The following is a 24,540-nucleotide window of genomic DNA, read 5'->3' on the forward strand; positions in this document are numbered from 1 at the left end:
ATATATAGGTATAAAACGAGTACGCGCTTCACGAGGCTTCCGACGCCTTAAAAGACGAGTCCCACGACCGGCTGAATGCCAATCGTGGGACTCGGGAATCGTTCTGCGAAATTACTTCGTAGGAACGTTCAGGGTCTGTCCGACCATGATCAGGTCTGGGTTGCTCAGCTGGTCGTCATTCAAGACGAACAGTCCGCGCCAGTCCTTGATGTCCAGCTTCTTGGCAATCTTTGCCAGGGTGTCGCCGGACTTCACGGTGTAGTTCTTGCCCGAATCGGTGACGTCGATGTTGAAGCTCACCGGAGCAGGGGCTGCGGCGACGCGCTTGCCCGAGGTTGCCGGCGCAACCGACTTGGTCGACTTGACCGACTTGACCGACTGGGTTGGAGCCGCGCTGCGCGAAGCAGTGCGCTCGTAGTCGTTCGAGTACGACTTGTACGACTTGGCCTTCTGCGAAGTCTGGGTGCTCGACTTCTTGGCGGTCGAGGTTGCCTGCTTGGTGGCGGTGCCCTTAGGCGAGCCGCTGATGCCAAGCTTGGCGGTGCAAGCTGGCCATGCGCCCCAGCCCTGGCCCTGCTGGACCTTGGTGGCCACGCGGATCTGCTCGGCCTTCGACGCGTTATGGGCCGAACCCTTGCCGCCGTAGGCCTTCCAGGTCGACGGCGAGAACTGCAGGCCGCCCGAGTAGCCGTTACCGGTGTTGGTGGACCAGTTTCCGCCGGACTCGCACTGGGCCAACTTGTCCCAGGTGCTTGCTGCCGAGGCAGGTGCGGTGGTGGCAACCATGGCGCCGCCGGCAACTGCGAACGCGGCCAGGGTGGCTCCACCGCGACGGACAATCTTCTTAGTCTTCTGCTGGATCATTATTCTCCAGTGCTCTTCCGCACTCAGGCCTTCCAAGACCATCCTTGTGCACCGCTCAGCGTCGCATTTCGACGTTGATTAAGCACTGCCCTGACGAGCGGTTCGGAAGTTCCGGCAGTACCTGTTTCCCCATAACACCGCGAGTGTTATCGAAACGTTATGAAAGACGATAGCGCACCTCCCCGCCACCTTGGCAACTCAGTGAATTCTCAGGGACACTAAAACACGAGGTCAAAGTCAGAAAAAAAATTTAAGAAATCTTCTCCCCAAGCCCTGATTCCCACATCGAAGCACCCCGAGCGTTATGTTTTCGAAATGGATTCCTGGACCCCAATTGTGATATGGAACCACTTCATTTTGTCTGAGCTATTCAATCCAAGCGGCAAAGGGTTCCCTGCCCGGTGTGCCCGACGACACATGCATCTTTTCGATACCGCGCCGCGAGCGGAGAAATGAGTGCCCGATACTGCATAATCCCGTATTTATCCCTAGGCAGGGCGCAGTTGCGGAACGTGCGAATCCGATCTTCTGTAGGCTGAAACCAAGATGCAACGCCAAGAGCCCGGCATTGGGCAACAGAGGAAGCTCATGCCCATGACGAAAAGGTCCGCGAAGGACAGGCTGCGGGAGGCTTACCTCTGCTATCCGCGCGCAGTGCGCGAGTTCTTCAGAAACGATGGACTCGATGGCGGCGCCTCCCTGTCCTTCTACATGGTGCTCGCCATGTTCCCCGGACTTCTCGCACTCATTTCGCTGTTGACGCTCGCGGGCGCCACCGAAAGCGGCACCGAATGGATGCTGGAGGTGCTGCACATGGCCTTGGCCCCGAACGGCGAAGTACTGACCGGCGACTCGAAGCAGCTGCTGGACACGGCCGAACAGCTGCTCGACACCTTGGCTGAACATGCGGCCGGGACAACGCTGGCGATCGTGGCAGGTTCGCTGGGTGCGTTGTGGAGCACCTCGGCCTACGTTGCCGCATTCGGCCGGTCGATGAACCGGCTGTACGGCGCAACCGAAGGCCGGCCCCAGTGGAAGCGCCGCCCGCAGATGTTCCTGATCACCCTGCTGATCATGGTCTTGGCGGTCATCACCATGGTCCTGCTGGTCGCCTCCGGATCCGTCGCGCAGGCGCTGGGGAACATCTTCGGCCTGGGCGACAGCTTTGTCACGATCTTCAACTTGGCCAAACCTCCCGCACTGCTGGTGGTTTTCCTGCTGGTCCTTGCGCTGCTGTATTACTACACCCCGAACGTGAAGCGCCCGCGCTTCCAGTGGTTCTCGCCGGGCACTGTCACTGCGATGTTCATTCTGGGACTCTCCATGGCAGGCTTCAGCATCTACCTGAGCAACTTCGCCAACTATTCGGCAACCTACGGGGCCATCGGCGGCGTCATCGTGTTGATCGTCGCCTGCTGGGTCAGCAATATCGCCTTGATCCTCGGAGCCTTGGTCGACATCGAATTCATCAGGCTCAGGCAGCTGCGCACCGGAATGCCGTCCGCCGAAGAGGTCCAGTTGCCGCTGCGTGATTCAACGCTGGTGGCCAAGAAGTCCCTGTCCAACTACCGCGACCTGGTCCAGGCCCAGGAAATCCGCATCAAGCACGGCGGCGATCCGCTACAGGACATGGCGGTGGACCCGGAAGGGAAAACCAAACGCAAGGCCAAGGTCGCGCCGATCGTCCTGGTTGCCGCGGCGGCCTGGGCTGTCACCCGATGGGCGACCAAGAAATCAGTGGACAAGCATGCCTCAGAAAAGTCCGACTAGGCTGCTCACGGCCCACAGCAACGCCGCAGTCCCCAGCGCCAGCATCACCACAAGCCACAGGGTGGCGAAGGTACCGGTCGCGCGGGCTATCAGGTAGGCATCGGACTGCTCCAGATCGCGCCGCCGCCAGGTGTGCACTCCGATGACCTTGATGAAGTCCTTGACTCCGGCCAGCAGCAGAAAGCCGGCAATCAGCAGCGACAGGTAGACATAGGTGCCGGCCGGGGCGAAGAACACCACGGCCAGGGCCACCGCGGAGGTGACCAGGCAGACCACCACCGCGGGCCAGTTGCGGGCGAAGAACAAGGCCAGCAGGAAGAACAGCGCGTAAACGCCCAGCGCCCGGCCGGCATAACCCTCGGAAATCGCCCACAGCATCACCGCCGACACCCACAACGGCGCCGGATACCCGAAAAGGCCCGAGAAAATGACCGAGAATTTTCCCCGGCCGCGGCTGACCACTTCGCCGGAATGGTCCCATCCCAGACGCAGGCCCATGACGAATCGCCCGGTGAGCATCGCTGAGACAATGTGCCCCATCTCGTGGATGAGTGTTGAGTACAGCCCGGTGATGCGCCAGATGCGGCGCGGCAGGACCAGCAACCCGACGACGACGGCCAAGGCTGCCCACTGCCAGGCCTGCAGGTCGACAGCAACCGGTTCGGCCAGACGAGCCCATGCTTCGCCGATATTCAGGTTCATTCGCCGCTCTCCCGCTCGGGCTGCCCGAGCCCTGGACTATATTCGGTTCCATTCTTCCAAGCCCGGGCCGGCGAACCGAACCGCACGACACGTGCAGGGAGAAGTTCTATGAATAGTCACAGCTGGCAGCCATACGATGGATGAAGCAAAACAACATATTTCACTGGAGGTTCATCGTGTCACGTTTGGCATCAACTGCACTGGCAGTCACCGGTCTGGCTGGCGGCTACGCAACCGGTCGTGCGACCAAGAAGCGTCCACTAGCGGCAGTGGTTCTGGGTGCGGCAGGCGCGGGTGCATTCATGATCTGGAAGAAGGACGCGGGAACCGCCCGGGCAGTCACCCTGGCCTCCGCCTACGTTTCAGGCTTCGGCGCGTCCCACCCGATGGCCAAGTCGATGGGCGCATGGCCTGCAGTCAACACCGTCACCGCAGGCGTCGGTCTGCTCTCGCTGCTCCTGGGCGGCAAGAAGAAAGCCGCTGACCAGTAGGAATCCCAATAATCCTTTTGTCGGGGTCGAGTGCTACGTTGACTAGGTAACTATCTAGTCGGCGAAAGGCACCGGCCCCGTGTTCTTTTTGAACCAGCACTTCGTATACTCGGCCAGCGACCTGTCAATCGCCGTCGACTGCCAGTACCAGTCGCTGTTCCTGCTGGACGTCCGGCTGGAACGCCGAGAGAAGCCGGACGCCGTCACCGACGAAATGCTGCACCGCACCGCGGTGCTCGGCGACGTGCACGAACACCGCGTCCTGGACCAGCTCGTGCACAGATACGGCGAGTACAACCCGCAGACCGGGACCGGGGTCAAGAAATTCACCGACCGGCCGGAGATGACCGAACAGTCCCTGCGCCGGGCCCATGAGCAGACGCTGGCAGTGCTGCGCAGCGGTGCCGACGTCATTTTCCAGGCGACCTTCTTCGACGGGTCATTTGTCGGCTTCGCCGACTTCCTGGTCCGCCAGGAAGATGGATCCTGGGCCGTGTGGGACACGAAGCTTGCCCGCCATGCCCGCGTCAGCGCGCTGCTCCAAGTCGCAGCCTACGCGGACCAGATGATGGCCGAGGGCATCGAGGTCCACCCCCACACCACGCTGGTGCTGGGCGACGGCACCCATTCGTCCCATCGCATCGATGAGATCCTGCCGGTCTTCCGCGCGCAGCGCGACCACTTCCTGTCCATGGTGCGCGAGCACCAGGCCTCCGGCCAGCCCGTGGCCTGGGATTCGGACCAGCTGCGCCTGTGCGGCCGATGCAGCCTGTGCGCCGAACAGGTGGAGCAGACCCGCGACCTGCTGCTGGTCGCCGGCATGTCCATGGCCCAGCGCGAAAAGCTGCGCCGCCAGGGCATTTCCACAATCGACCAGCTCGCCGCGCTGGAGCCCGATCCCAAGACCTCGCTGGCCCGCGCCGTGGAGCAGGCCCGCATGCAGGTGGGCGCCGACCCGTTGGCCACCACCATCCAGAACGTGTCCTACCGGGTGAAGTCGGACCAGACCATCACCAGCCTGCCCAACCCCGACCAGGGGGACATCTTCTTCGACTTCGAGGGCGACCCGCTCTACCAGGAACCGCTGGATGATTCATGGGGCCTGGAATACCTGTTCGGAGTGATCGAGAACGACACCGGTAAACCGGTGTTCCGTCCGTTCTGGGCGCACAGCCGGGCCGGCGAACGCCGGGCATTCCTCGACTTCATCGAGTACGTGGAACAGCGGCGCCGCCGCTTCCCGGGCATGAAGATCTACCACTACGCGGCCTATGAGAAGAGCGCCCTGCGCAAGCTCTCCCAGGTCCACATCGCCGGGGAGGACGAGGTGGACCAGTGGCTGCGAGAGAACCTGCTGATCGACCTGTACGATACCGTGCGCAATTCGCTGGTCGTCTCCACCCGCTCCTACTCGATCAAGAAGCTTGAACCGCTGTACATGGGCGAGCACCTGCGCTCGGGCGATGTCACCGACGCCGGCGCCTCGGTGGTCGCCTACGCCCAGTACATGCAGGCCCGCGATTCAGGCGCCGATGCCGAGGCGCAGCAGGTGCTGGATTCCATTGCCGACTACAACGAATACGACTGCCTCTCGACGCTGCGCCTGCGCGACTGGCTGCTGTCCCTTGTCGATTTCCAGCCGCACACGCTGATTCCGGACTCGGCTGTGCCCGAAGCCGTCGAGGAGTACGAGCCGGCCCCGGAGGAGCTGCGCCTGCAGGAGTACCTGGCGGCGCTGCCCGAGGGCGAGGCGCTCGGCGCGGACGACCGCGCCATCGCGATGGTCGCCGCCGCGACAGGCTACAACCGGCGTGAGAAGAAGCAGTACTGGTGGGACCACTTCGACCGGCTCAGCAAAAACATGGACGAGTGGGCCGACGTGCGCGGGGTCTTCATGGTGGATTCGGCGCAGGTGCTCGAAGACTGGCACAAGCCCACGCCGCGGGCCCGCACCGTGACCAGGATTTCAAGGCTGCACGGCACCCTGGCCGAGGGCTCGCTGCTCTCCCCCGGCTCCGGGGTGTTCGCCATGTTCGCCGGCCCGCTGCCCGAAGGCATGGAGGTCGACGACAAGGCGCTGCGCGGCGGCGCCTTCAATGCGACGGTGGTGGAGGTGGGCGAGGGCTGGATCACCATCGCGGAGAAGACCAGCGGCAAGATCCCCGAATACGGGGCCTTCCCGGTCGCGCTCACCCCCGACAAGCCCATTGCCACCAAGAGCATCGACGAGGCGCTGGCGCAGCTCGCCATCGCGGTGGGATCCACTGTCCCGGTGCTGCCGCAGCAGCCGGGCATCGACATCCTGCGCCGCATCCCGCCACGGCTGAAGACCCTGGCCGCGCCGGTGGAGCCGGCCGTGGTGGACGGCAGCGCCCAGGTCTACCAGGCCGTGGTGCGCACGCTGCAGGACCTGGACAACTCGTACCTGGCGGTGCAGGGCCCTCCGGGCACCGGCAAGACCTTTGTCGCCTCCCACGTGATCCGCGAACTGGTGGATGCCGGATGGAAGATCGGTGTCGTGGCGCAGTCCCATGCGGTGGTGGAGAACGTGCTGCGCAAGGCCATTTCCGCCGGCGTCGACCCGGATCTGGTGGCCAAGGAGGTCAAGCACAAGGACCCGGTGCCGTGGCACGGCACCGACAAGGAGGACCTGGAGCGCGTGCTGTCCGGCCGGGACGGCGCGCTGATCGGCGGCACCGCCTGGACCATGACCGGATCCAGGGTGCCGGCCGGCAGCCTCGATCTGCTGGTGATCGACGAGGCCGGGCAGTTCTCGCTGGCCAACACCCTGGCGGTGTCCCGGGCGGCCCGCAACCTGCTGCTGCTCGGCGACCCGCAGCAGCTGCCGCAGGTGACCCAGGGCTCGCATCCGCAGCCGGTGGACGAATCGGCGCTCGGCTGGCTGTCCAACGGCCGCCCGGTGCTGCCCCGGGAACTGGGCTACTTCCTGGCCGCCTCGTGGCGCATGCACCCGGCCTTGTGCGCCAAGGTCTCCGCGCTGAGCTACGACCACCAGCTGTTCTCCGCGCAGGCCGCCGGCCAGCGCAGCCTGGCCGGCAGCGCCGCCGGGGTGGAAACCCGGCTGGTGGAGCACCGCGGGAACACCGTCAGCAGCGCGGAGGAAGCCGCGGAAATCGTCGCGCTGGTGCGCGAGCATCTGGGCATGCAATGGTCCCCGGGACAAAACGCCGCCTCCCGCACGCTGGCGGCCTCGGACATCCTGGTGGTCGCCGCCTACAACGCGCAGGTCAACATGGTGCGCGAGGTCCTGGAATCAGAGGGGCTCGGGGACGTGCGGGTCGGCACCGTGGACAAGTTCCAGGGGCAGGAGGCCCCGGTGGTGCTGATGAGCATGGCCTGCTCCAGCGCGGCCGACGCGGCGCGCGGCATCGATTTCCTGCTCAACCGCAACCGCATCAACGTGGCGATCTCCCGCGGCCAGTGGAAAGCGGTCATCGTGCGCAGCGACCGGCTGACCGACTACCTGCCCTCCAGCCCGGCGGCCCTATCCCAGCTGGGCGCCTTCATGGCGCTCTAGCCCGGCTGGATCCCGCCGTCCGCCGGCCCGGCGCGCGTTCAGCGTGCCGGGTCGATGACCTTCTTGACGTCGAAGAACTCGGAGAGCACCGGACGGTCCCCGCGGAGTTCCTTGTCGAACTGCAGCCCGTCGATGTTGATGCGCATCTGGCGCTGGTAGTCGTCGCTCTGCTGCATCCACGCGCGGATGGTGCCGTCCACGCCGTAGAAGTACTTGAATCCCTGGTCTTCCAGGTATTCGTACCGGCTTCCGGAGTACTTGGCGGTGCGGGCGATGTCCGAGCCGAACGGGTAGATCAAATGCTCGGTCTTGCCCACGATCGGCTCGACTTCTTCCTTCCACAGCTTCATGTCCCGCTTGAAGCGCGCCATGTCCACGGTGCCGGTGGAAATGTGGCCCCAGGAGTGCGAGGCGAAGATCCAGCCCTCGTCCTTCATGGCGTCCGCGACCTCGGTCGCGGCCTTCTGGTCCTTCTTGATGTTCTTGTTTTCCGGGTACTGGCTGGCCGAGGTGCGGTAGCCGAATTCGCCGTTGTACCCGGTCATGGCCACCAGGCCGCGGGCGTCGCGGTAGGAGAAGTCAGGATGCTCCTCGATGAAGTCGTCGAGCATGGTGGTCACGTCGTAGGCCCCACATGCGTTTTGCCCTTGGCATCGGTGTATTCGTTGCGGACCTTGCCGTCCTTGTCCACCAGCAGCTTGCTCGCGAACCCGTCGCCGTCCATGTACTCGTAGTAGCTCACGTCATCCACCGACAGCACCAGCGGCTGCTTGCCCTTGGGAAGCATGATCTTGCGGTAGGCCATGTTCCCCTTCTTGTCCGGGCCGGCGAAGTCCGCGGGGTTCACCAGCACGAAGTCCCGGGCGTAGAGCTCCTCGATGATCGCGGTGAACTCCTTCTGGGTCACCATGTAGTCCTTGTAGCCCTGGGCTTCGCCGTCCCCGTCGAAGGCGCGGTCGGTGTCGATGACCAGCGAGTGGAAAAACAGGTGCGGGATCTGGTTCGGCTTCTCCCAGGCCACGGTCTGGGACTTTTCCTCTTCCAGCCCCGGGACCAGTTTCTGCAGTTCCTCGCTGGGGTCCTTGGAAGCCATCTTGATGGCGGCCGGGTAGTCGTAGCCGTCGGCCAACCGGTTGATCTCCGCCTTGGCCTCGGCCACGCGGGCTTCTTCCTGCGCGGCCTGGGCGGAGGCGTCCGGGGCGGCCGACGCGTCGTTCGCCGCGTCCTGCGGGTTGGGTTGCTCACTACTGCATCCGGCGAGCGCCGCCACCAGGATCCCTGCGGCCAGCAACCGTGCGAACTTCATCATCTTCGACCTCCATGCCCGAAACGCGCCGAAAACCAGCAGATACGGCGTTGTCATCGTCTCGTTCCGACACTACACAGGCATCCCTGCCAAAAACACCGAATGGCAGTTCATTACTCCAATCGATACAAAACTGGCATCTGCCGCGCAGGGGGCGCACATCTGGCGTGAAGCCGGATGCTCTAGAATTAGGAGGTTAGGCGTCAAGAAGATCAAGGAAATGCATGCATCCCTCGCACCGCGCGAATAGCCTGTGGATCCAGTCCCAGCAGTTCAGAAGCTCGGCGGCGTACCGGCTCTTAACGGCCCAGCCCTGGGCGGTCGCCTTCATCCGCGCCGAGTTCACCGCGGACCGCCCGCGCATCGCGCTGGAACTGTTCCACGCCTCGCTGGATTCCTTCCTGAAAACCGCCCGCACGAGCGACGAGCAGATCCCGCAGACCTACAGTGCGCAGGACTTCGCCGAAACCTGGGTCAAGCAGGGATTGCTGGCCCGTCCGCTGATCGACGGGCGCTTCGTCTACGAGCCCAGCGCCCAGACCCTGCGCACGCTGCGCTTCCTGGCCGATTTCTCCACCGACGACTCGCACCTGAACTCCTCGCGCCTGAACACGCTGCTGTCCTCGCTGGAATCCCTGGCCCACGAAACCGACCCGGATCCCGAGGCGCGCATCCGCGCGCTGGAATCCCAGATCGCCCAGCGCCAGGCGCAGATCGACCAGCTGCGCTCCGGCACCGATCCGGCGGTGCTCTCCCGCACCACCGCGCTGTCCGCGGCCCGCTCGGTGCTGGATCTGGCCGCGAGCCTGCCGGCGGACTTCCGCCGCATGCGCGACGGGGTGCAGGACATGCTGCATTCGCTGCGCGAGGGAATCCTGGACGCCTCCACCGCCAAGGGCGTGGCGGTGGGCCAGGTGCTGGAAGCCGACCGGCAGCTGCGCTCAACCGCCGAGGGCGAGACCTTCCGCGGCTTCACCGAGTTCCTGAATTCCCCCGAAGCCCAGCAGCGTTTCCGCGCGGCGCTGGCCGAGGTGCTGGAGCGCGACTTCGTGGACGACCTGGACACCCCCGAACGCCAGATCCTCACCAACCTGCTGCGCGAGCTGCGCCGCCAGGCCGCCGAGGTGCACACCTCCTACGGCAAGCTCTCCGAGTCCCTGCATGCCTTCGTGCAGTCCGAGGACTACAAGCAGGCCGAGTTGCTGCGCCGGGCGGTGCGCGAGGCGGAGGCCGCGATCAGCAAGTCCGCGGGTCTGAAGCCGCGCAGCGGGCTGGCCCCGCTGGAACTGTTCGCCCCGCAGTTCGTCACCCTGCACGGGCTGGGCATCTACGATCCCTCCGAGCATGTGGCCCCGCCGCCGCTGGCCCATGCCCCGGAATTCAGCGCCGAGGACATCGTGCGCACCCCCAGCACCCCGGAGGCCGACATGCCGGCGCTGCGCAGCGCGATCGCGCAGCGGCTGCGCGGCGCCGCGCAGGACCCGGTGCCGCTGGATCAGCTGTTCGCGGCCCTGCCCGCCGAGCACCAGCACCTGAATACCATCCGCGCGCTCATCGAGATCGGGCGCACCAACGGCGAGAACCTCGACGAGTCGAAGCTGCTGGGCATCGAATTCACCCAGCTTGATGGTTCCACGCGCACCGCCTACCTGCCCGCCCTGAGCTTCACGAAGGAGCCGCTATGACCTACACCGACTCATATGCCGCACCGATCACCGATCCGCTGTTCGACGGGGATACCGGCAGCTTTCCGCTCCCGCTGCGCCAGCTGCTGGTGCGGCTGCTGCGCGGCCCGTACCTCGACGGCTCCGTGGACGCCGCGGCCTGGCAGCTGCTGCTGGATTCGCAAGGCGCTGTCACCAAGTACTTCTCGGAGATCTTCCTGGCGCTGAGCCTGGACATGGACCGCAAGATCGCCATGCTGGCGCCGGTGGACATCGAGCAGGCGCACACCGCGCCGATCGCCCCGCGCCGCCCGCTCAAGCGCGACGAGACCCTGCTGGCGCTGCGGCTGCGGCTGCTGCTGGAGCAGCAGTCGGGCACCGGGGCCGATGCGGTGATCTCCCGCGCGGGCATGCACGAGATCCTGGCCGAGCACCGTGCCGCCGCCGACCGCGACGACAAGCGCTTCGCCGAGTCCTGCGATGCGGCCATCGCCCGGCTGGGCTCGCTGCGGCTGCTGACCAATACCGAGCTGGCCGACGAGTTCCGCATTTCCCCGGCGCTGGCCATGGCCCTGCCCTTGGCCTCCATCCAGGACATCCCGCGCTACATCGCGGCGATCGACGCCAACGAGGGCGTGCTGAACCTCGCCGAGGCGGAGCCCGACGAGGCCGACGCATCCGAACAGACCGACGCACTGGTGCAGGAGTAGCCGATGAGCATTGAAATGACGCTGCCGCTGGGCGGCGAGATCAACCCCGGCCAGCACCGCCTCTCGCGCGTCCAGCTGGTGAACTGGGGAACCTTCCACGGGCTGCACGACCTGGGGGTGGACCGCGCCGGAACGCTGGTCACCGGCCATCCCGGCGTGGGCAAGTCCACGCTCTTCGACGCCATGGGCCACGTGTTCTTCGCCAGCCCGCGGCTGAACGAGTCGGCCAACGACGCGGCCACCCGCGAGGACCGCCGCACCACCTATTCCTACATGCGCGGACGCAAGTTCAAGACCAGCTCCGGCACCGTGTTCCAGCGCCCCGGCGCCACCTGGAGCGCCGTGCTGCTCAGCTACCAGGACGGCATGGGCAACACCGTCAGCGCCGGCGCGGTCTTCGACCTGCCGGACGCCGGGCTGGAAGGCCAGGTATCCAAGCACTACCTGTTGTGCGAGGGCGCGCTGGACATCGCCGAGCTGGAGAACCACGGCCCGCGCCGCTTCACGGTCTCCTCGCTGTCCAAGGCGCTGGCCCCGGCCGAGGCCTTCGACACCCACAAGGCGTTCATCGACCGGCTGCGCCGCCGCCTGGGCGTGGAAAGCGACAAGGCCTTCGCCCTGCTGCGCACCCTGCAGAACGGCAAGGGCCTGGCCAAGGGCGTGAACCAGTTCTTCCGCCACGAGGTGCTGGAGGAACCTGCCACGCTGAAGGCCGCCGCCGCCGCGGTGGAGGACTTCGCGCACCTGCGCGGCATCTACCGGCAGCTGGACACCGCCCGCGCGCAGCGCGACGTGCTGGCCGCCGTGCCGGAGCAGGACCGCGCCTACCGCTCGCTGGCCGAGAGGATCGGCGAGACCCGCCAGCTGCTGGAAACCGAGCTGGCGCAGCTCGAAACGCAGGTGCGCCAGCTGGTGCTGCGCAACGACCTGGCGGCGCACCGCGCCGAGCATGCGCAGCTCACTGCCAGGCAGGCCGAGCTGGGCGAACGCAAGGCCAAGCTCGATGACCAGCTGCAGTCGCTGGAGGCCGCGCACGATTCGGCCGGCTCCGCCTCGCTGATGCTGCTGGAACGCGAAGCCGACGCCGCACGCAAGGCGCTGAGCGAGAAGGAGCGCGTGCTGCGCGCCCTGCAGGAGCAGGCCGACCAAGCCGGGCTGGCCTTCGAATTCAGCGCCACCGGGCTGGACGAGCTGCGTGCCAACGCCGCCCGCACCCTGCAGCAGCTGGACTCCATCACCAAGGACGCGCAGACCGTTGAATACGAGGCCATGGCCTCGCTGGTCAACCTGCGCAAGCGCGCTGACACGCTGGCCGAGCAGATCCGCTCCTACCAGCGCCGCAGCACCAACATCGACGACCGCTCGGTCGCGGCCCGGCGCGCCATCGCCTCGGCCTGTTCGCTGCGCGAGGAGCAGCTGCCCTTCGCCGGCGAGCTGATGGACGTCTCCGCCGACTGCGCCATGTGGCGGCTGGCCGCGGAGAAGGCGCTGCACTCGGTGGCCCGCACCCTCCTGGTGCCCGGCGAGTTCCTGGCCCAGGTCACCCACGCCATCGACAAGCTCGACGGGCTGGGCCGGGTGCGCTGGGCGGACATCTCGCTGGCCCCGCGCGAGGCCGAGGCCGGTCCGGCGGACCTGGTCACCAAGCTGGACTTCGCCCCGGGTGAGGCCGGCGCCTGGCTGCGTGCAAAGATCACCTCCGACTATCCGCTGGCCTGCGTGGAGAACGACGCGGCCATGCACATCCATCCCAAGGCCATCACCCCGGCCGGCACCATCAAGACCGGCACCGGCCTCTTCGAGCGCGACACCCGCACCCTGCCGGCCTCCGAATACCTGCTGGGCTTCACCAACGAGGCGAAGATCTCCGAGCTGCAGTCCAAGGCCGCGCGCCTGGAAATCAAGGTGCAGGACGCCAAGAATGCCGCGGATGACCGCAGCGCCGCCAAGGCCAAGGTGCTGGCCAAGGCGCAGCTGCTCGGCGCGCTGATCGAGGACGAGCGCACCTTCGCGCAGCTGGATGCGGCCCCCGCGCTCCAGGCGCTGCGCCGCAGCGAGCAGAAGCTGGGCGACGCGCTCACGCTCTCCAGGGATTCCTCCCGGGTCCGCGCGCAGATCGAGGCAGCCAAAGCCGAGTCCGAGCAGCTGGTCGGAGACCTGGCGCTGGTCCGCTCCCGCGCCGGCGAGCTGGGCCTGCAGATCGAGCGGGCCGAAAAGGTCCTGGCTGCCGGTCCCGCGGACAGCGGCGACTGGCTGGAGCGGGTCCCGGCGGCGCTGCGCGGCCACGAGCTGCTCGGCGGATTGCTGGAAACCATCGGCGCCGGCAGCAGCCCGGCCTCCGAGGAGATCTCCAGCGCCTTCGCCGAGGCCAGGCTGCAGCTGGCGGGCCAGCTGAGCGAGCTGACAGCCCAGCGCCAGGAGATTGGCGGCGCGCTGAGCGAGACCTTCCGCCGTTTCGCCCGTGAATTCGGCGGCTCCCACGCGCAGACCCACGGCACCTCCCCGGAGGCCGCGGAGCACTACGCCCAGCTGCATGAGCAGATCGTCGCCGACGGCCTGCCGCACCATGAGGCGCAGTTCCGCGAATACTTCGCCAACCGCTCCTACGAACGTTTCAGCGACCTATTGCAGCTGCTGGACGAGGAGCGCAGGATGATTTCCGAGCGCATCAAGCCGCTGAACCAGATCCTCGGCGAGGTGGCCTTCGAGCACGGCTCGCTGCTGCGCCTGGAGGTGGAAAGCTCCATCCCGGTGGAGGCCGCCACCTTCCGCAAGGACCTGAAGAACGCGCTGCAGGACGCCTACACCACCAAGGACGAGGGCAAGCTGGCCAGCTCCTACCAGGCGCTGGAGGCGCTGGTCTCGGCGCTGAGCGACCCGGGCCTTTCGGCCTGGCGTTCAACGGTGCTTGACGTGCGCCAGCATGTGGTGATCAGCTGCAACGAGCACAAGCCGAACGGCGAGGTGGAGACCGGTCTGGAACCTGGCACCCTTTCCGGCGGCGAGGGGCAGCGCTTCACCTCGTTCATCATGGGCGCCGCGCTGGCCTACCAGCTCGGCTTCGCCACCGCCGGGTTCACGTCCTTCGGCACGGTGATGATCGACGAGGCGTTCATCCAGGCCAACTCCGAATATGCCGCGGCAGGCATCCGCGCGCTGCAGGAGTTCGGTTTCCATCTGGTGCTGGCAGCCCCGGAAGACAAGATCGATTTGAGCCGCCACCTGGGATCCATCACGGACATCATCAAGCATCCGGGATCCAACATCTCGGGCTTTGTCACCACCGGCCGGTCCCCGGCCATGGCCACCACCATCACGCTGCGCTAGCTGCGCGGCATAGGCCCGCAAGACGCTCCGCCACGCATCCGGCGAGGCGTCCTGCGGGCCTTTGCCTGTCTTCGGCGCGGCTACTGCATCTGTTCCAGGATGCGCTGCGGGATCATACTCACCCGGGTGGCCAGTGTCTGCGGGGCGAACTCGGGATCGATGCATTCGTCCCAGTACTCCAGGTGCGTGCGGTCGATCCAGTGCCCCGAGTCGCGGGCCTCGGTGCTGCCGTGTCCCTGGATGCTGTACCAGTACAGGTATTCGGCCCCGTCCAGCGTCTCGCTGAATAACGTCTCGACGTACATCCGCTCCCCCTCCAGGGCTTCCAGCACCGCCGGCATATTGGAGTTCAGGAACTGGAGCCACTGGTCGACTCGTTCGGTCTTGCCTGGTTACACCCGACAACGCATCAGCTCGATGTTCATCGAACCAGCGGTATACGAGCAACGCCCGGGCCCGATGACGAGAAGTCATCGGGCCCGGGCGTCTGCCTGCCGGTCGCGAGGCGCCAAGCTACTCGGTCGCCAGCCCCTGGACCGGGGAGAGCTTCGCGGCGCGGCGTCCCGGGGTCACCGAGGCCAGCAGGGCGGCTACGATGCTGACTACCAGCACCAGGGCCAGCTGCAGCCACGGGATCTCGTAGGACATCTCGCCGACCGCAGAGAGCGTGGCATGCGCGCCGAGCAGTCCGTAGACCACGCCGAGCACCAGACCCAGCAGGGCCGCCACGCCGCCGATCAGCACGGCTTCCTGGGCCAGCATGGCCCGCAGCTGCTTCTTCTTCAGGCCCAGGGCCCGCAGCAGCGAGTTCTCGCGGGTGCGTTCGAGCACCGAGAGGCTGAGCGTGTTGGCCACGCCGATCAGCGCGATCAGCACCGCCACAGCCAGCAGGGCGGACACGATGGCCAGCAGCACGTCGATGACCTGGGAGAACATGGCGTTCTGCACCACGCCGCCGTCGATCATGTACGACTCGACGTTGGCCACATCGGCGATCTGCTCCACCAGGGCGGTGATGTCGGCGTTGGACAGGTCGGGGGCCGCCTTGATCAGCACGCCGCCGTACTCGTTCTCCGAGTCGGCCAGCTTCAACGATTCCAAGGTGTCCTTGGTGACCAGGTCCTGGTACAGCGCCGCGGAGGACACCTTGACGTCCAGTTCCCTGCCGCCGACGGTCAGCTTCTTGGGCTGTTCTTCTGTGCCGGTGTTGAAGCGGATGATCTGCCCGTCCGCCGGCACGATGCTCTGGTCCAGCACGGTCTTGGAGAAGCCCTGCGGATCGACGCCCATCAGCTGTACCGGGGCTTCGTCCTCCCGGCCCTTGATTTCCGCGGTGCCGGCCACGAAGGTCGAGGTTTCCTCGATGCCGTCCAAGGAGGCCAGCTCGCGGGCCAGTTCCTGGGTCTTCGCGTCGTCGACCTGGCGCTCGTACAGCGAGAGGGTCAGATCCACGGGGAACTCTCCGGCCAGGGAAGTGTTAAGGCTGGACTTGGCCGTCTGTCCGCCGACCATGATCATGGAAACCAGGGTGACTCCGATCAGCAGGGCCGTGGCGGTGGCGGTGGTGCGGCCCGGGTTGCGCACTGCGTTCAGGGCGGCGAGCTTGCCAGCCACCGAGCGCCCGGCCACCAGCTTGCCGATGCCGAAGACGCTGGCCGGGACGAACAGCGATGCGAGCATCAGGATGCCCGGGAAGGAGAGCAGGCCGCCGAGGAAGGCGATGGGCAGCGAACCGTCGATCGCGCCCCAGGCCAGCAGCCCGGCGCCGGCCAGGGCCAGCAAGATCCCGATGACGATGCGCAGCTTGCCGGCGCGGTTTTTCACGCTCGCCGCGTCGAAGGGACGCAGGGCCGCCAGCGGGGCGAGCTTCATGGCGCGGCGGGCCGGCAGGCTCGCGGCGATGACGGTCATTGCGATGCCCACGACCACCGGGATCACCAGGCCCTTGGCATCCAGCGCCAGCGTGGCGTAGGACAGGCTCGGCACCATCACGTGCAGCAGCTGGATCAGGCCTGCCATCAGCGCGACGGCCAGGGCCACGCCGATCGCCGAGGCGACGATGCCGATGACCAGGGCCTCGATGAGCACGGAGCTGCGGATCTGCTTGCGCTTGGCGCCCAGGGTGCGCAGCAGCGCCAGTTCGCGGGTGCGCTGGGCGATCACCACGTTGAAGGTGTTCACCACGACCAGGCCGGTGACCACCAGGGCGACCAGGGCGAACACCAGCAGCACCACGGTGAGCTGGTCGGTGCCGTCCGTCAGCATGGCGACGTCCTTGATGACCTTTTCATCGGCGGTCAGTACCGAGACGTCCCTCATCTGGTGCTCGGCGAAGTACGCGGCCAGCGCCTGCTGGGCGGCCGGGAGGGAGTCCTTGGCATCGATCACGATGTTCTGGAAGGAACCGGAATCGCCGGCGATCTTCGTCCAGACGGATTCCGGCAGGCCCACCATGGCGTAGCCGGAGAGCTGCGGATCGGTGCTGGTGCGCTGGATGCCCACCACCTTCATGTCCTTGGTGGACTCGGAGGTGGTCAGGCCGACGGTGTCCCCCACCGAGACCTTCATGCGATCGGCGTGCTCGTCGTCGAGGATGACCTCGTCGGCGTTCAGCGGGGCACGGCCTTCGAGCAGCTCCATGCCGCCGAGGTTCTGTTCGGCGGACACCGGCTGGAGCAGCACGCCATAGCCGTCGTCCGCGGTGTGCAGTTCACCGGTTTCGTAGGCGGTGCCGTAGGCGGTGGAGATCTCCGGGAGCTTGCGGATGTCCTCGACCTGTTCCATGGCCAGTTCGGTGTACTCGAAGTCGGGATCGTCCTCGGGCACCAGTTCCCAGTCCTGGAAGGCGACCAGGTCGGCGTTCTTGTAGGTGTCGCCCAGCGAGTTCTTCAAGGTGGCGCGGGTCGAGGTGTTCACGGCCAGGGTGGCCGCGAGGAAGGCGGTGCCGATGGCGACCGCCAGGAGCACGGCGATATAGCGCCGTGCATAGGTCTTGATATTGGCGAGGGCTACGTGCAGCATCGACTACTCCGCCAGCGAGGCCAGTGCCTCGGTCACGGTGGCCACGGTCGGGTCATCCAGCTGGCCCACGATGCTGCCGTCCTTCATCAGCAGCACGGTGTCCGCGTAGGAGGCGGCGGCCGGGTCGTGGGTGACCATGATGATGGTCTGGCCCATTTCGCGGGTCGAGGTGCGCATCAGCGAGAGCACCTCGGCCCCGGTGCGGGAATCCAGGTTGCCGGTGGGCTCGTCGCCGAAGACGACCTCGGGGCGGGTGAGCAGGGCGCGCGCCACGGCGACGCGCTGCTGCTGGCCGCCGGAAAGCTCGTGCGGCTTGTGGCTCAGGCGGTCGCGCAGGCCCAGCGCGTCGATGACGGTGTTGAACCATTCGCGGTCGTGGCTCTTGCCGGCCAGCGACAGCGGCAGCAGGATGTTGTCCTTGGCGTTGATGGTCGGGACCAGGTTGAAGGACTGGAACACGAAGCCGATCTGCTCGCGGCGCATCATGGTCAGCTCGTCGTCGTTCAGGTTCATCAGGTCGCGGCCGCCGATGATGATCTCCCCGGCGTCCGCGGTGTCCAGCCCGGCCAGGCAGTGCATCAGCGTGGACTTGCCGGAACCCGAGGGGCCCATGATGGCGGTGAAACGGGAGCGGGCAAAGGCGACGTCTACTGTCCGCAGCGCCTCCACGCGGGTGCTGTCATGTCCGTAGCTTTTGGTCAGACCTCGGGCGCAGACCGCGTATTCGGTAAGGGGCAGAGTTTCAGATGTCATGTTCCAAGACTATAAAAGGCCAAGAGAAACCCGTATCGGCCGACAGGCCGGTCTTGGATGCCGCCGGCTCATACCTGGGTATGAGCCGGCATCCTGGACGCTGGTTCCGCGGGTGCGCGCCGCTCGGTCAGCACCCTGTATGGCGCTCGGTGACGCTGTGCGATTCCGGTTCGATCTGGAAGGTCGAGTGCTCGATGCTGACCTCAAAGTGCGCTGCCACGCACTGCTGCAGGTTGCGCAGCAGGCCCCCGGCAGCGTCCGCGTCGAACATCTCGTTCTTGACCACCACGTGCGCGGTGAGCACCGGCAGGTTGGAGGCGATCTGGCTGGCGTGCAGGTCGTGCACGGCGAGCACGCCCGGCTGGCCTTCCAGGTGGGTGCGCACCGCGCCCAAGTCCAGGCCGCGCGGGGTGGATTCGAGCAGGATGTGCGTGGTTTCCTTCAGCAAGGTGGCGGCGCGGGGCACGATCAGCGCGCTGATCAGCAGCGCGGCCACGGAGTCGGCGCGCATCCAGCCGGTCAGCGCGATCACCACGGCCGCGACGATCACGGCGACCGAACCCAGCGCGTCATTGACGACTTCCAAGAAGGCCGCGCGCATGTTCAGGTTGTGGCCCCGTCCCCCGGCGATGATCAGCATGGAGGCGATGTTGCCGAGCAAACCGATGATGCCGAAGACCAGCAGCCCGGCGGGCTGGACCTCCGGCGGGTCGAAGAGCCGCTGGACCGCGTCCACCGCGGCGTAGATGCCCACGGCCAGCAGCAGCGCCGACTGCAGGGTCGCGGAAAGCACCTCGGCCCGGCGGAAGCCCCAGGTGCGTTTCATGGTGGGCTTGCGCATGATCAGGTTGGCAGCGGTCAGCGCCATCAGCAGCCCGGCGGTGTCGGTGAGCATATGCGCCGCGTCCACCAGCAGGGCCAGCGAGTTGGTCATGATCGCGCCGATGACCTCCGCGACCAGGATGCTGGCGGTGATGCCCAGCGCCCAGGCCAGCCGGGTCCGGTTGGTGGCGGAATGGTCGTGGGAATGCGCGTGGGAGTGGTCGTGGCCCATGGAGCTACACCCCGCCTTCCGGAGAGGGGTGGCCCTCATGCCACTGGTGGTTGCGGTTGGCCGGGCGCCCCAGGCGCAGCGCCTGGCTCTGCACGGCGGCCAGGTCCTGGGCGTGGCTCAGGGAGTACAGGCTCGCGCGGCCCTGGCTGCGGACGCTGACCAGGCCACTGTCCTTCAGGCAGGAAAGGTGCGCGCTGACGGTGCTCTGTGCCAGGCCCAGATGCTCGGTGAGGTCCTTGACCTTGTGCTCACCGGTTTTCAGGTGCTCAAGGATCAATAACCGCGTGGGGTCGGCCAGCGCATGGAACAGCGCCGCGAGCTGCAGGCGCTGCTGGGCCTCTTCCATTGCATCGATCTGCGACTCTATTATCGCCATATGACGATGATAGCATTTCAGGCCGCCGCGCAACAGGGTCGCTCAATCCTGGCGCCATCTGCCAATGGCAAGATGGAGGAATGAGCAACGACCTGATCATTGGCGATGACGGGCTGGCCCGGCCGCTGTGGGCTTCGAGCAACGAGATGCTGCGCCGGTACTACGACACCGAATGGGGCATGCCGATCACCGACGAGACCGGTCTCTTTGAGCGGCTGAGCCTGGAGTGCTTCCAGTCGGGCTTGTCCTGGGCGATCATCCTGTCCAAGCGCGAGGCGTTCCGCGACGCCTTCGCGCAGTTCGACCCGGAAAAGGTCGCCCTGTTTTCCGAAACGGATTTCGAGCGGCTCATCGAGGATCCGCGCATCGTGCGCAACCGATTGAAGATCCGCGCCACGATCGCCAATGCGCAGGCCACCCTGGCCCTGCGCGACGAGGGTGGGCTGGCCCAGCTCATCTGGTCGCACCAGCCGGTGCAAACCCCCAGACCGCGCGCCATGTCGGAGATCCCTACGCAAAGCGAGGAATCCAAGGCGCTGGCCAAGGAATTGAAGAAGCGCGGCTTCAAGTTCGTGGGGCCGACCACCATGTTCGCCCTCATGGAAGCCGTGGGCATGGTCGACACCCACCTGCTCGGGTCCCATCGCCGCGGCACCTCCGGGATCTGGCCCCGGTAGGCTTCCCGCCGCGCGGTGTCGGTCGCGACGGCATAAAAAATGAGACCTGCCGGGGTGTGCGATCCCGGCAGGTCCCATTTTTCTGCGACTCGGCTGACTGAGCAGGTCAACCGCTTCCCTATTCCCCTTATTTCAAGCCGGCTAGGCCGACCACCAGAGCAGGATGAGCATTTCCTGGCTCGCGGTGAACAAGCCGATTCACATCGGTCAAGTTTGCAGCTTCTCCCGACCACACACGGGAGAAGCTCTGGAATAAGCATAACCCGGCAGTGGGCAATAACGTCAACCCCTGCATGCTAATTTAATAAAAATTAACTTAGGTGACTCTAACTTCTTTGGAGCGGAGCCTCTTCGAAGATCTGGCCGACCGGGCTGCGCTTCTCCGCCTGGAAATCGTCTTCCGCACGACCGAAGGCCCAGTAGGCGGAAAGCGACATGTCGCGGCGGTCCACGCCGCGCTCGTTGTAGAAGTAGCCACGCAGCTTCTTGGTCACTTCGCGCTCGCCATGGGAGAAGACCTGCACCGTGCCCTCGGGCCACGGGTAGTCGCGCACTACGGACTCCAGCTTGGTGTTCTCGGGGGTGAAGGCTCCGTTGCGGTGGACCCAGCGGATCTCCACGCCGGCCGGGGCCTTGAGGTCCATCTCGTCCTCGGCGGCGGAAACCTCGATGATCGCGACGCCTCGCATGTGCTCGGACATGGATTCCAGCGCCGCGGCAATGGCCGGGATGGCGGTCTCGTCGCCGACCAGGAAGTGGAAGTCGAATTCCTCCTTCGGGTAGTACAGGCCGCCGGGGCCGGAGAAGCAGACGGTGTCGCCGATCTGGGCGTCCCGGGCCCAGGGGCCGGCCAATCCTTCGTCGCCATGGACCACAAAATCCACCTGGATGGTTCCGGCTTCCGCGTCGCTGCTGCGCACGGTGTAGGTGCGCCGCACCGGCAGGTCCTGCATGTCCAGCTTCTCGCGCAGCTCATCCATGTCGTAGGGAGGAGTCAGACCGAGCTCCGGCTTGGCGAACAGGATCTTGATGTAGCGGTCGGTGACCGGCTTGTCGACGAAGGTCTCGAAGCCCGGGCCGCCGAGGGTCAGGCGCACCAGGTGCGGAGCAATCTGTTCGCGCTTCATGACCTGCAGTACGGTCTGCGGACGGGCAGCGCGCCCGCCACCCTGCGGGCGTTCGGCTTGGGGATTGGCCACGATAGCACTTCCTATCTGAATAAGACTAGATAACTCAATCCTAATTCACCCAAGCCGTGCGCCCTACTTCGCGAAGGTCGGCGCCCCTTCGAACGCCGCGAGCCCCTGGCGCTCGGCCTCGCTCAGGCGCTGGACGCGGCCCACCGCCGGGTCGAAATAGGCCAAGGTGGTGGCGGCCTTGACGCAGAGGTAGTCCTCGATGGGGTCGCGGAATTCGTAGCAGATCTCGAAGCTGGCCGGCTTGATGTTGGCCACCCACAGATCCACGTTCACCGGGACGTTGCGGTATTCCAGCGGCCGCGAATAGCGCACGCGGTGCTCGACCACGAGGATCTGCACCCCGGCAGGCACCGCGGAGAAGATATCCGCCTTCGGGTCCATGCCCGGCGCCCCGGTGCCGCCCGGCACGCCGAACCCGGCGATGCGCGCCTCCTCCATCAGCCTGATCAAGTTCACGTTGTTCACGTGGCCGTAGGCGTCCATGTCGCCCCAGCGCATGGGCACCTGGACCCGCAGCGGTGCACCGCTCATTAGTCTTCCTCCTGGAAATCGGTATCGACATCGACCAGCCCGAGCCGGGCCAGCCCCTGGAGGATCCGCGCCCCGTCGGGCTCATAGACCCAGGGGATCCCCGGCGTGGTGCGCCACAGCTCCTGCGAGCGGCCGCCGGCCAGCACCGCCTCGGAAGGGGTCAGCTGGCGGATCACGATGGCGCGCACGTGCTCCGGATAGCGGCGGGCGAACTCGGCGTAGATCGCCGGGTCGTGCTGCCCGTCATCGCCGATCAGCACCCAGGAGATGTTCGGGAATTCCTCGGCCAGCCGGCGCAGCTGGTCGACCTTGTGCTGCTGGCCGCTGCGGAACCAGGCCCGGTCGGTCGGCCCCCAGTCGGTCAGCAGCAGCGGTCCGCGCGGGTAGAGGTTGCGCGACATGAAGCGCTGCAGCGTCTGCGCGACGTTCCACGCACCGGTGGACAGGTAGATGGTGGGGCTGTGCGGGTGCTCCTTGAGGATGTGCTGCATCATCACCGCCATGCCCGGGGTTGCCACGCGCGCATGCTCGGAGAGTACAAACGAGTTCCAGGCGGCCAGCAGCGGGCGCGGCAGCGCGGTGACCACCACGGTGTCGTCCACGTCGCTGATCACGCCGAAGCGCTGGCTCTCGTCGATGACCAGGATTTTCGCGCTGGCGTCATCGCCGTCGTGGGCGCGCAGCGAGACCTCGTGCCACCCGGGGTCCAGGTCCACCGCCAGCTTCGCGTCGATGACCCCGCCGCGGTCGGCCTGCACCTCGAAGCGCTGGCCCGCCACCTCGATGGAGACCTTGCCGCCCGGCAGGATCGGGGACGTGAAATTCCGGAAACCGCGGATGCCGTCGGCGATGACCTGCGCCTGGTGGTGGCCGTCCTCGAAGGCGCCGGGCTTGGCGAGCACCACCCGCGCGAGCACGCGGATCCAGCCGCCGGCGCTGCTGGCGTAGCCGTAGCCGAGGTAGGGCAGGATGACCGGACCCAAGCCCTTGCGTTCCGCGTTGCGGACCCTCCAGCGGTGGTAGCCGTCCTCGAACCGGGAGGCGACATGGCGCGCAACTCCGTCGCTTGCAGCGTGACTCATGCTCCAAGTCTTTCATGCCTGCCGTCGGCAGGCTTGACCAATCACAATGTGTCGCAGACCTTGCGGTTTTCTACTTTACGTAGAAAGATCAGAGTATGAAATACGATCACGACAACAACCATCCGGTCCTCGTCCTGAACGAGGAGCAGTCCTGGGAACTTCTGGCCCATACCTCGCACGGTCGCGTTGCCACCTCCGTCGCAGGTGATGTCGATATCGTCCCGGTCAACTACGGGGTCCACAAGGGCAAGCTCTTCCTGCGCACCGCACCGGGCAACAAGCTGGCATCCATGACCATCAACGACAAGGTGGCCTTCGAAGCCGACGGGATCCTCGCCGACGAAGCGTGGTCCGTTGTGGTGCACGGCTCCGCCGAGGTGCTCGAGCACGAGGCCGACATCCAGGAAGCCCGCGAAAGCGGCGTGAGCCCTTGGGTTCCGACGCAGAAGGACTTCTGGATCCGCATCCACGTCCACTCCATCTCCGGGCGCCACTTCCAGCTCGGCGAGCAGCCCGAGGTCGGGCAGTAGGCGCCAGCAGCCATTAAACGCAAGACCCGCAGCACCGGTTGGCGCTGCGGGTCCTGCGTATGCCCGAAACGGGCGGGGGCTCAGCCCTTGTACGGGTAGAAGCCCTCGCCGCTCTTGCGGCCCAGCTTGCCGGCCTGGACCTTCTCGACGATCAGGGCGTGGGGCTTGTCCGCCTCCAGCCCGGTCTCCTCGAACGTGGCCTGCGCGATGAAGTCCACCACATCCAGGCCCACCAGGTCCATCAGCTCGAACGGGCCCATCGGGTGGCCCAGCGCGGTGCGGGCAGTGGTGTCGATGTCCTCGATGCTGGCCACCCCGGCCGCGGCCAGGTCCAGCGCCTCGCGGTTGATGGCGCCCATCATGCGGTTGGCGATAAAGCCCGGGATCTCCTTGTTCACCAGCACCGGCTGCTTGGCCAGGCGCTTGGCGACCGCGGTGACCGCCTCTACGGTGGCGTCGCTGGTCTGCTCGTTGCGCACGACCTCCACGCACTTCATGACCAGGGCCGGGTTGAAGAAGTGCATGTTGCACACCAGTTCGGGGCGTCCGCTGGCCGCGGCGATGCGCGAGGAAGGCAGGGTCGAGGAGTTGGTCGCCAGGATGGCGTGGGCCGGAGCGGCCTGGCCGAGCTGCGCGAAGATCTGCTCCTTGATGTCCAGGCGTTCCACCGCGGCCTCGATGACCAGATCCGCCTGCGCGGCGGAGCTGGCCAGGTCGGTGGACTGGGTCAGCAGCCCCAGCGCCCGATCGGCCTCATCCTGGCTCAGCTTGCCCTTGGCCACGCGGGAGGCGGCCCAGCCCTCCAGCTCGGTGCGGGCTGCGGCCAGGGCCTTCTCGGAAATGTCCTGCAGGATGGTCGTGTAGCCTCCCAGCGCGCAACTCATGGCAATTTGCCGTCCCATGGTTCCTGCGCCAATTACCAGAATGCGTTCGATCGTCATTGAT

Annotated in this window: 20 protein-coding genes and 1 pseudogene; 8 read left to right on the forward strand and 13 right to left on the reverse strand. The window is 66.2% G+C overall.

Going from position 1 to position 24,540, the window contains the following annotated elements; genetic code table 11:
* Nucleotides 1-111: 111 nt before the first annotated feature.
* Entirely contained in the window at nt 112-864 is a 753-nt protein-coding gene (locus DFO58_RS08115; RefSeq protein ID WP_113606866.1) for a transglycosylase family protein, read from the reverse strand.
* A gap of 594 nt (nt 865-1,458) precedes the next feature.
* On the opposite strand from DFO58_RS08115, the gene DFO58_RS08120 reads away from it, so the two are divergent.
* The gene (locus tag DFO58_RS08120; RefSeq protein ID WP_052772248.1) at nt 1,459-2,634 is read left to right on the forward strand and encodes a YihY/virulence factor BrkB family protein; all 1,176 of its coding nucleotides are present in this window, start codon (nt 1,459-1,461) and stop codon (nt 2,632-2,634) included.
* Here the strand turns inward: DFO58_RS08120 and DFO58_RS08125 are convergent.
* Nucleotides 2,617-3,336 carry a M50 family metallopeptidase gene (locus DFO58_RS08125; protein ID WP_120990127.1) on the reverse strand — a complete coding sequence of 240 codons (720 nt, stop codon included), beginning with the start codon at nt 3,334-3,336 and terminating at the stop codon, nt 2,617-2,619. The two genes, DFO58_RS08120 and DFO58_RS08125, sit on opposite strands and share 18 nt — an antisense overlap.
* A gap of 176 nt (nt 3,337-3,512) precedes the next feature.
* On the opposite strand from DFO58_RS08125, the gene DFO58_RS08130 reads away from it, so the two are divergent.
* Together DFO58_RS08130 and DFO58_RS08135 are read left to right on the forward strand one after the other, a co-directional pair.
* Nucleotides 3,513-3,827 (forward strand): hypothetical protein, encoded by a 315-nt coding sequence (locus DFO58_RS08130; RefSeq protein ID WP_082344627.1) that lies wholly within the window; start codon nt 3,513-3,515, stop codon nt 3,825-3,827.
* A gap of 79 nt (nt 3,828-3,906) precedes the next feature.
* Complete coding sequence (locus DFO58_RS08135) at nt 3,907-7,365, forward strand: bifunctional RecB family nuclease/DEAD/DEAH box helicase (RefSeq protein WP_120990129.1); 3,459 nt, start codon at nt 3,907-3,909, stop codon at nt 7,363-7,365.
* A gap of 38 nt (nt 7,366-7,403) precedes the next feature.
* On the opposite strand, the gene DFO58_RS18765 is transcribed toward DFO58_RS08135, so the two are convergent.
* Together DFO58_RS18765 and DFO58_RS18770 are read right to left on the reverse strand one after the other, a co-directional pair.
* Nucleotides 7,404-7,976 (reverse strand): polysaccharide deacetylase family protein, encoded by a 573-nt coding sequence (locus DFO58_RS18765; RefSeq protein WP_286163532.1) that lies wholly within the window; start codon nt 7,974-7,976, stop codon nt 7,404-7,406.
* A 5-nt stretch (nt 7,977-7,981) separates the two neighbouring features.
* Nucleotides 7,982-8,674: a hypothetical protein gene (locus tag DFO58_RS18770; protein WP_286163525.1), complete on the reverse strand. Its 693-nt coding sequence runs from the start codon at nt 8,672-8,674 to the stop codon at nt 7,982-7,984.
* A gap of 221 nt (nt 8,675-8,895) precedes the next feature.
* Between DFO58_RS18770 and DFO58_RS08145 the strand changes: the two genes are divergently transcribed.
* Genes DFO58_RS08145 through DFO58_RS08155 form a run of 3 tightly spaced genes read left to right on the forward strand, consistent with a single transcriptional unit; the run spans nt 8,896 to nt 14,372 of the window.
* Nucleotides 8,896-10,356, forward strand: a complete 1,461-nt coding sequence (locus DFO58_RS08145; RefSeq protein ID WP_120990131.1) for a DUF3375 domain-containing protein — start codon at nt 8,896-8,898, stop codon at nt 10,354-10,356.
* Nucleotides 10,353-11,045: a DUF4194 domain-containing protein gene (locus DFO58_RS08150; protein WP_047118322.1), complete on the forward strand. Its 693-nt coding sequence runs from the start codon at nt 10,353-10,355 to the stop codon at nt 11,043-11,045. The genes DFO58_RS08145 and DFO58_RS08150 overlap by 4 nt, the downstream gene beginning before the upstream one ends.
* A gap of 3 nt (nt 11,046-11,048) precedes the next feature.
* A complete protein-coding gene (locus DFO58_RS08155) occupies nt 11,049-14,372 on the forward strand; it encodes an ATP-binding protein (protein WP_120990133.1) in 3,324 nt (1,107 codons plus the stop codon).
* A gap of 80 nt (nt 14,373-14,452) precedes the next feature.
* On the opposite strand, the pseudogene DFO58_RS08160 reads toward DFO58_RS08155, so the two are convergent.
* The 5 genes and pseudogenes from DFO58_RS08160 to DFO58_RS08180 form a co-directional block, all read right to left on the reverse strand.
* Nucleotides 14,453-14,752 (reverse strand): annotated as a pseudogene (locus DFO58_RS08160) (DUF6176 family protein); the annotation flags it as partial.
* A 133-nt stretch (nt 14,753-14,885) separates the two neighbouring features.
* A complete protein-coding gene (locus tag DFO58_RS08165; RefSeq protein WP_120990135.1) occupies nt 14,886-17,393 on the reverse strand; it encodes an ABC transporter permease in 2,508 nt (835 codons plus the stop codon).
* 3 nt (nt 17,394-17,396) lie between these two features.
* On the reverse strand, nt 17,397-18,146 hold the full coding sequence (locus DFO58_RS08170; RefSeq protein WP_047118318.1) for an ABC transporter ATP-binding protein: 750 nt from the start codon (nt 18,144-18,146) through the stop codon (nt 17,397-17,399).
* A 127-nt stretch (nt 18,147-18,273) separates the two neighbouring features.
* A complete protein-coding gene (locus tag DFO58_RS08175; RefSeq protein ID WP_053797400.1) occupies nt 18,274-19,200 on the reverse strand; it encodes a cation diffusion facilitator family transporter in 927 nt (308 codons plus the stop codon).
* Between the two features lie 4 nt (nt 19,201-19,204).
* Entirely contained in the window at nt 19,205-19,576 is a 372-nt protein-coding gene (locus DFO58_RS08180; RefSeq protein WP_047118316.1) for a metalloregulator ArsR/SmtB family transcription factor, read from the reverse strand.
* Nucleotides 19,577-19,656: 80 nt separating this feature from the next.
* On the opposite strand from DFO58_RS08180, the gene DFO58_RS08185 reads away from it, so the two are divergent.
* The gene (locus DFO58_RS08185) at nt 19,657-20,253 is read left to right on the forward strand and encodes a DNA-3-methyladenine glycosylase I (RefSeq protein ID WP_120990137.1); all 597 of its coding nucleotides are present in this window, start codon (nt 19,657-19,659) and stop codon (nt 20,251-20,253) included.
* Nucleotides 20,254-20,579: 326 nt separating this feature from the next.
* Here DFO58_RS08185 and DFO58_RS08190 read toward each other — a convergent pair whose 3' ends face one another.
* The 3 genes from DFO58_RS08190 to DFO58_RS08200 all read right to left on the reverse strand — a co-directional run bounded on the left by DFO58_RS08190 (nt 20,580) and on the right by DFO58_RS08200 (nt 23,065).
* On the reverse strand, nt 20,580-21,452 hold the full coding sequence (locus DFO58_RS08190) for a siderophore-interacting protein (RefSeq protein WP_342352846.1): 873 nt from the start codon (nt 21,450-21,452) through the stop codon (nt 20,580-20,582).
* 63 nt (nt 21,453-21,515) lie between these two features.
* Entirely contained in the window at nt 21,516-21,983 is a 468-nt protein-coding gene (locus DFO58_RS08195; RefSeq protein WP_047118314.1) for a thioesterase family protein, read from the reverse strand.
* Nucleotides 21,983-23,065, reverse strand: coding sequence for a phosphatase domain-containing protein (locus DFO58_RS08200; protein ID WP_120990139.1), 1,083 nt, complete (start codon nt 23,063-23,065; stop codon nt 21,983-21,985). Before DFO58_RS08200 ends, DFO58_RS08195 begins: the two co-directional genes overlap by 1 nt.
* A gap of 95 nt (nt 23,066-23,160) precedes the next feature.
* On the opposite strand from DFO58_RS08200, the gene DFO58_RS08205 reads away from it, so the two are divergent.
* Nucleotides 23,161-23,595 carry a pyridoxamine 5'-phosphate oxidase family protein gene (locus tag DFO58_RS08205; RefSeq protein ID WP_120990141.1) on the forward strand — a complete coding sequence of 145 codons (435 nt, stop codon included), beginning with the start codon at nt 23,161-23,163 and terminating at the stop codon, nt 23,593-23,595.
* A gap of 80 nt (nt 23,596-23,675) precedes the next feature.
* Here the strand turns inward: DFO58_RS08205 and DFO58_RS08210 are convergent, their stop codons facing one another.
* Complete coding sequence (locus DFO58_RS08210) at nt 23,676-24,536, reverse strand: 3-hydroxyacyl-CoA dehydrogenase family protein (protein WP_120990143.1); 861 nt, start codon at nt 24,534-24,536, stop codon at nt 23,676-23,678.
* Between the last annotated feature and the right edge of the window lie 4 nt (nt 24,537-24,540).

The sequence above is a fragment of the Arthrobacter sp. AG1021 genome (assembly GCF_003633665.1).
Taxonomy (GTDB): Bacteria; Actinomycetota; Actinomycetes; order Actinomycetales; family Micrococcaceae; genus Glutamicibacter; species Glutamicibacter soli.

Bases quoted from the DNA above. Each gene is read 5' to 3' on its own strand.
- DFO58_RS08180 (WP_047118316.1), bottom strand. From the start codon at position 19,576: ATGGCGATAATAGAGTCGCAGATCGATGCAATGGAAGAGGCCCAGCAG.
- DFO58_RS08175 (WP_053797400.1), bottom strand. From the start codon at position 19,200: ATGGGCCACGACCACTCCCACGCGCATTCCCACGACCATTCCGCCACC.
- DFO58_RS08200 (WP_120990139.1), bottom strand. From the start codon at position 23,065: ATGAGTCACGCTGCAAGCGACGGAGTTGCGCGCCATGTCGCCTCCCGG.
- DFO58_RS08170 (WP_047118318.1), bottom strand. From the start codon at position 18,146: ATGACATCTGAAACTCTGCCCCTTACCGAATACGCGGTCTGCGCCCGA.
- DFO58_RS08115 (WP_113606866.1), bottom strand. From the start codon at position 864: ATGATCCAGCAGAAGACTAAGAAGATTGTCCGTCGCGGTGGAGCCACC.
- DFO58_RS08145 (WP_120990131.1), top strand. From the start codon at position 8,896: ATGCATCCCTCGCACCGCGCGAATAGCCTGTGGATCCAGTCCCAGCAG.
- DFO58_RS18770 (WP_286163525.1), bottom strand. From the start codon at position 8,674: ATGATGAAGTTCGCACGGTTGCTGGCCGCAGGGATCCTGGTGGCGGCG.
- DFO58_RS08195 (WP_047118314.1), bottom strand. From the start codon at position 21,983: ATGAGCGGTGCACCGCTGCGGGTCCAGGTGCCCATGCGCTGGGGCGAC.
- DFO58_RS08150 (WP_047118322.1), top strand. From the start codon at position 10,353: ATGACCTACACCGACTCATATGCCGCACCGATCACCGATCCGCTGTTC.
- DFO58_RS08210 (WP_120990143.1), bottom strand. From the start codon at position 24,536: ATGACGATCGAACGCATTCTGGTAATTGGCGCAGGAACCATGGGACGG.
- DFO58_RS08185 (WP_120990137.1), top strand. From the start codon at position 19,657: ATGAGCAACGACCTGATCATTGGCGATGACGGGCTGGCCCGGCCGCTG.
- DFO58_RS08205 (WP_120990141.1), top strand. From the start codon at position 23,161: ATGAAATACGATCACGACAACAACCATCCGGTCCTCGTCCTGAACGAG.
- DFO58_RS08165 (WP_120990135.1), bottom strand. From the start codon at position 17,393: ATGCTGCACGTAGCCCTCGCCAATATCAAGACCTATGCACGGCGCTAT.
- DFO58_RS08155 (WP_120990133.1), top strand. From the start codon at position 11,049: ATGAGCATTGAAATGACGCTGCCGCTGGGCGGCGAGATCAACCCCGGC.
- DFO58_RS08125 (WP_120990127.1), bottom strand. From the start codon at position 3,336: ATGAACCTGAATATCGGCGAAGCATGGGCTCGTCTGGCCGAACCGGTT.
- DFO58_RS18765 (WP_286163532.1), bottom strand. From the start codon at position 7,976: ATGCTCGACGACTTCATCGAGGAGCATCCTGACTTCTCCTACCGCGAC.
- DFO58_RS08120 (WP_052772248.1), top strand. From the start codon at position 1,459: ATGACGAAAAGGTCCGCGAAGGACAGGCTGCGGGAGGCTTACCTCTGC.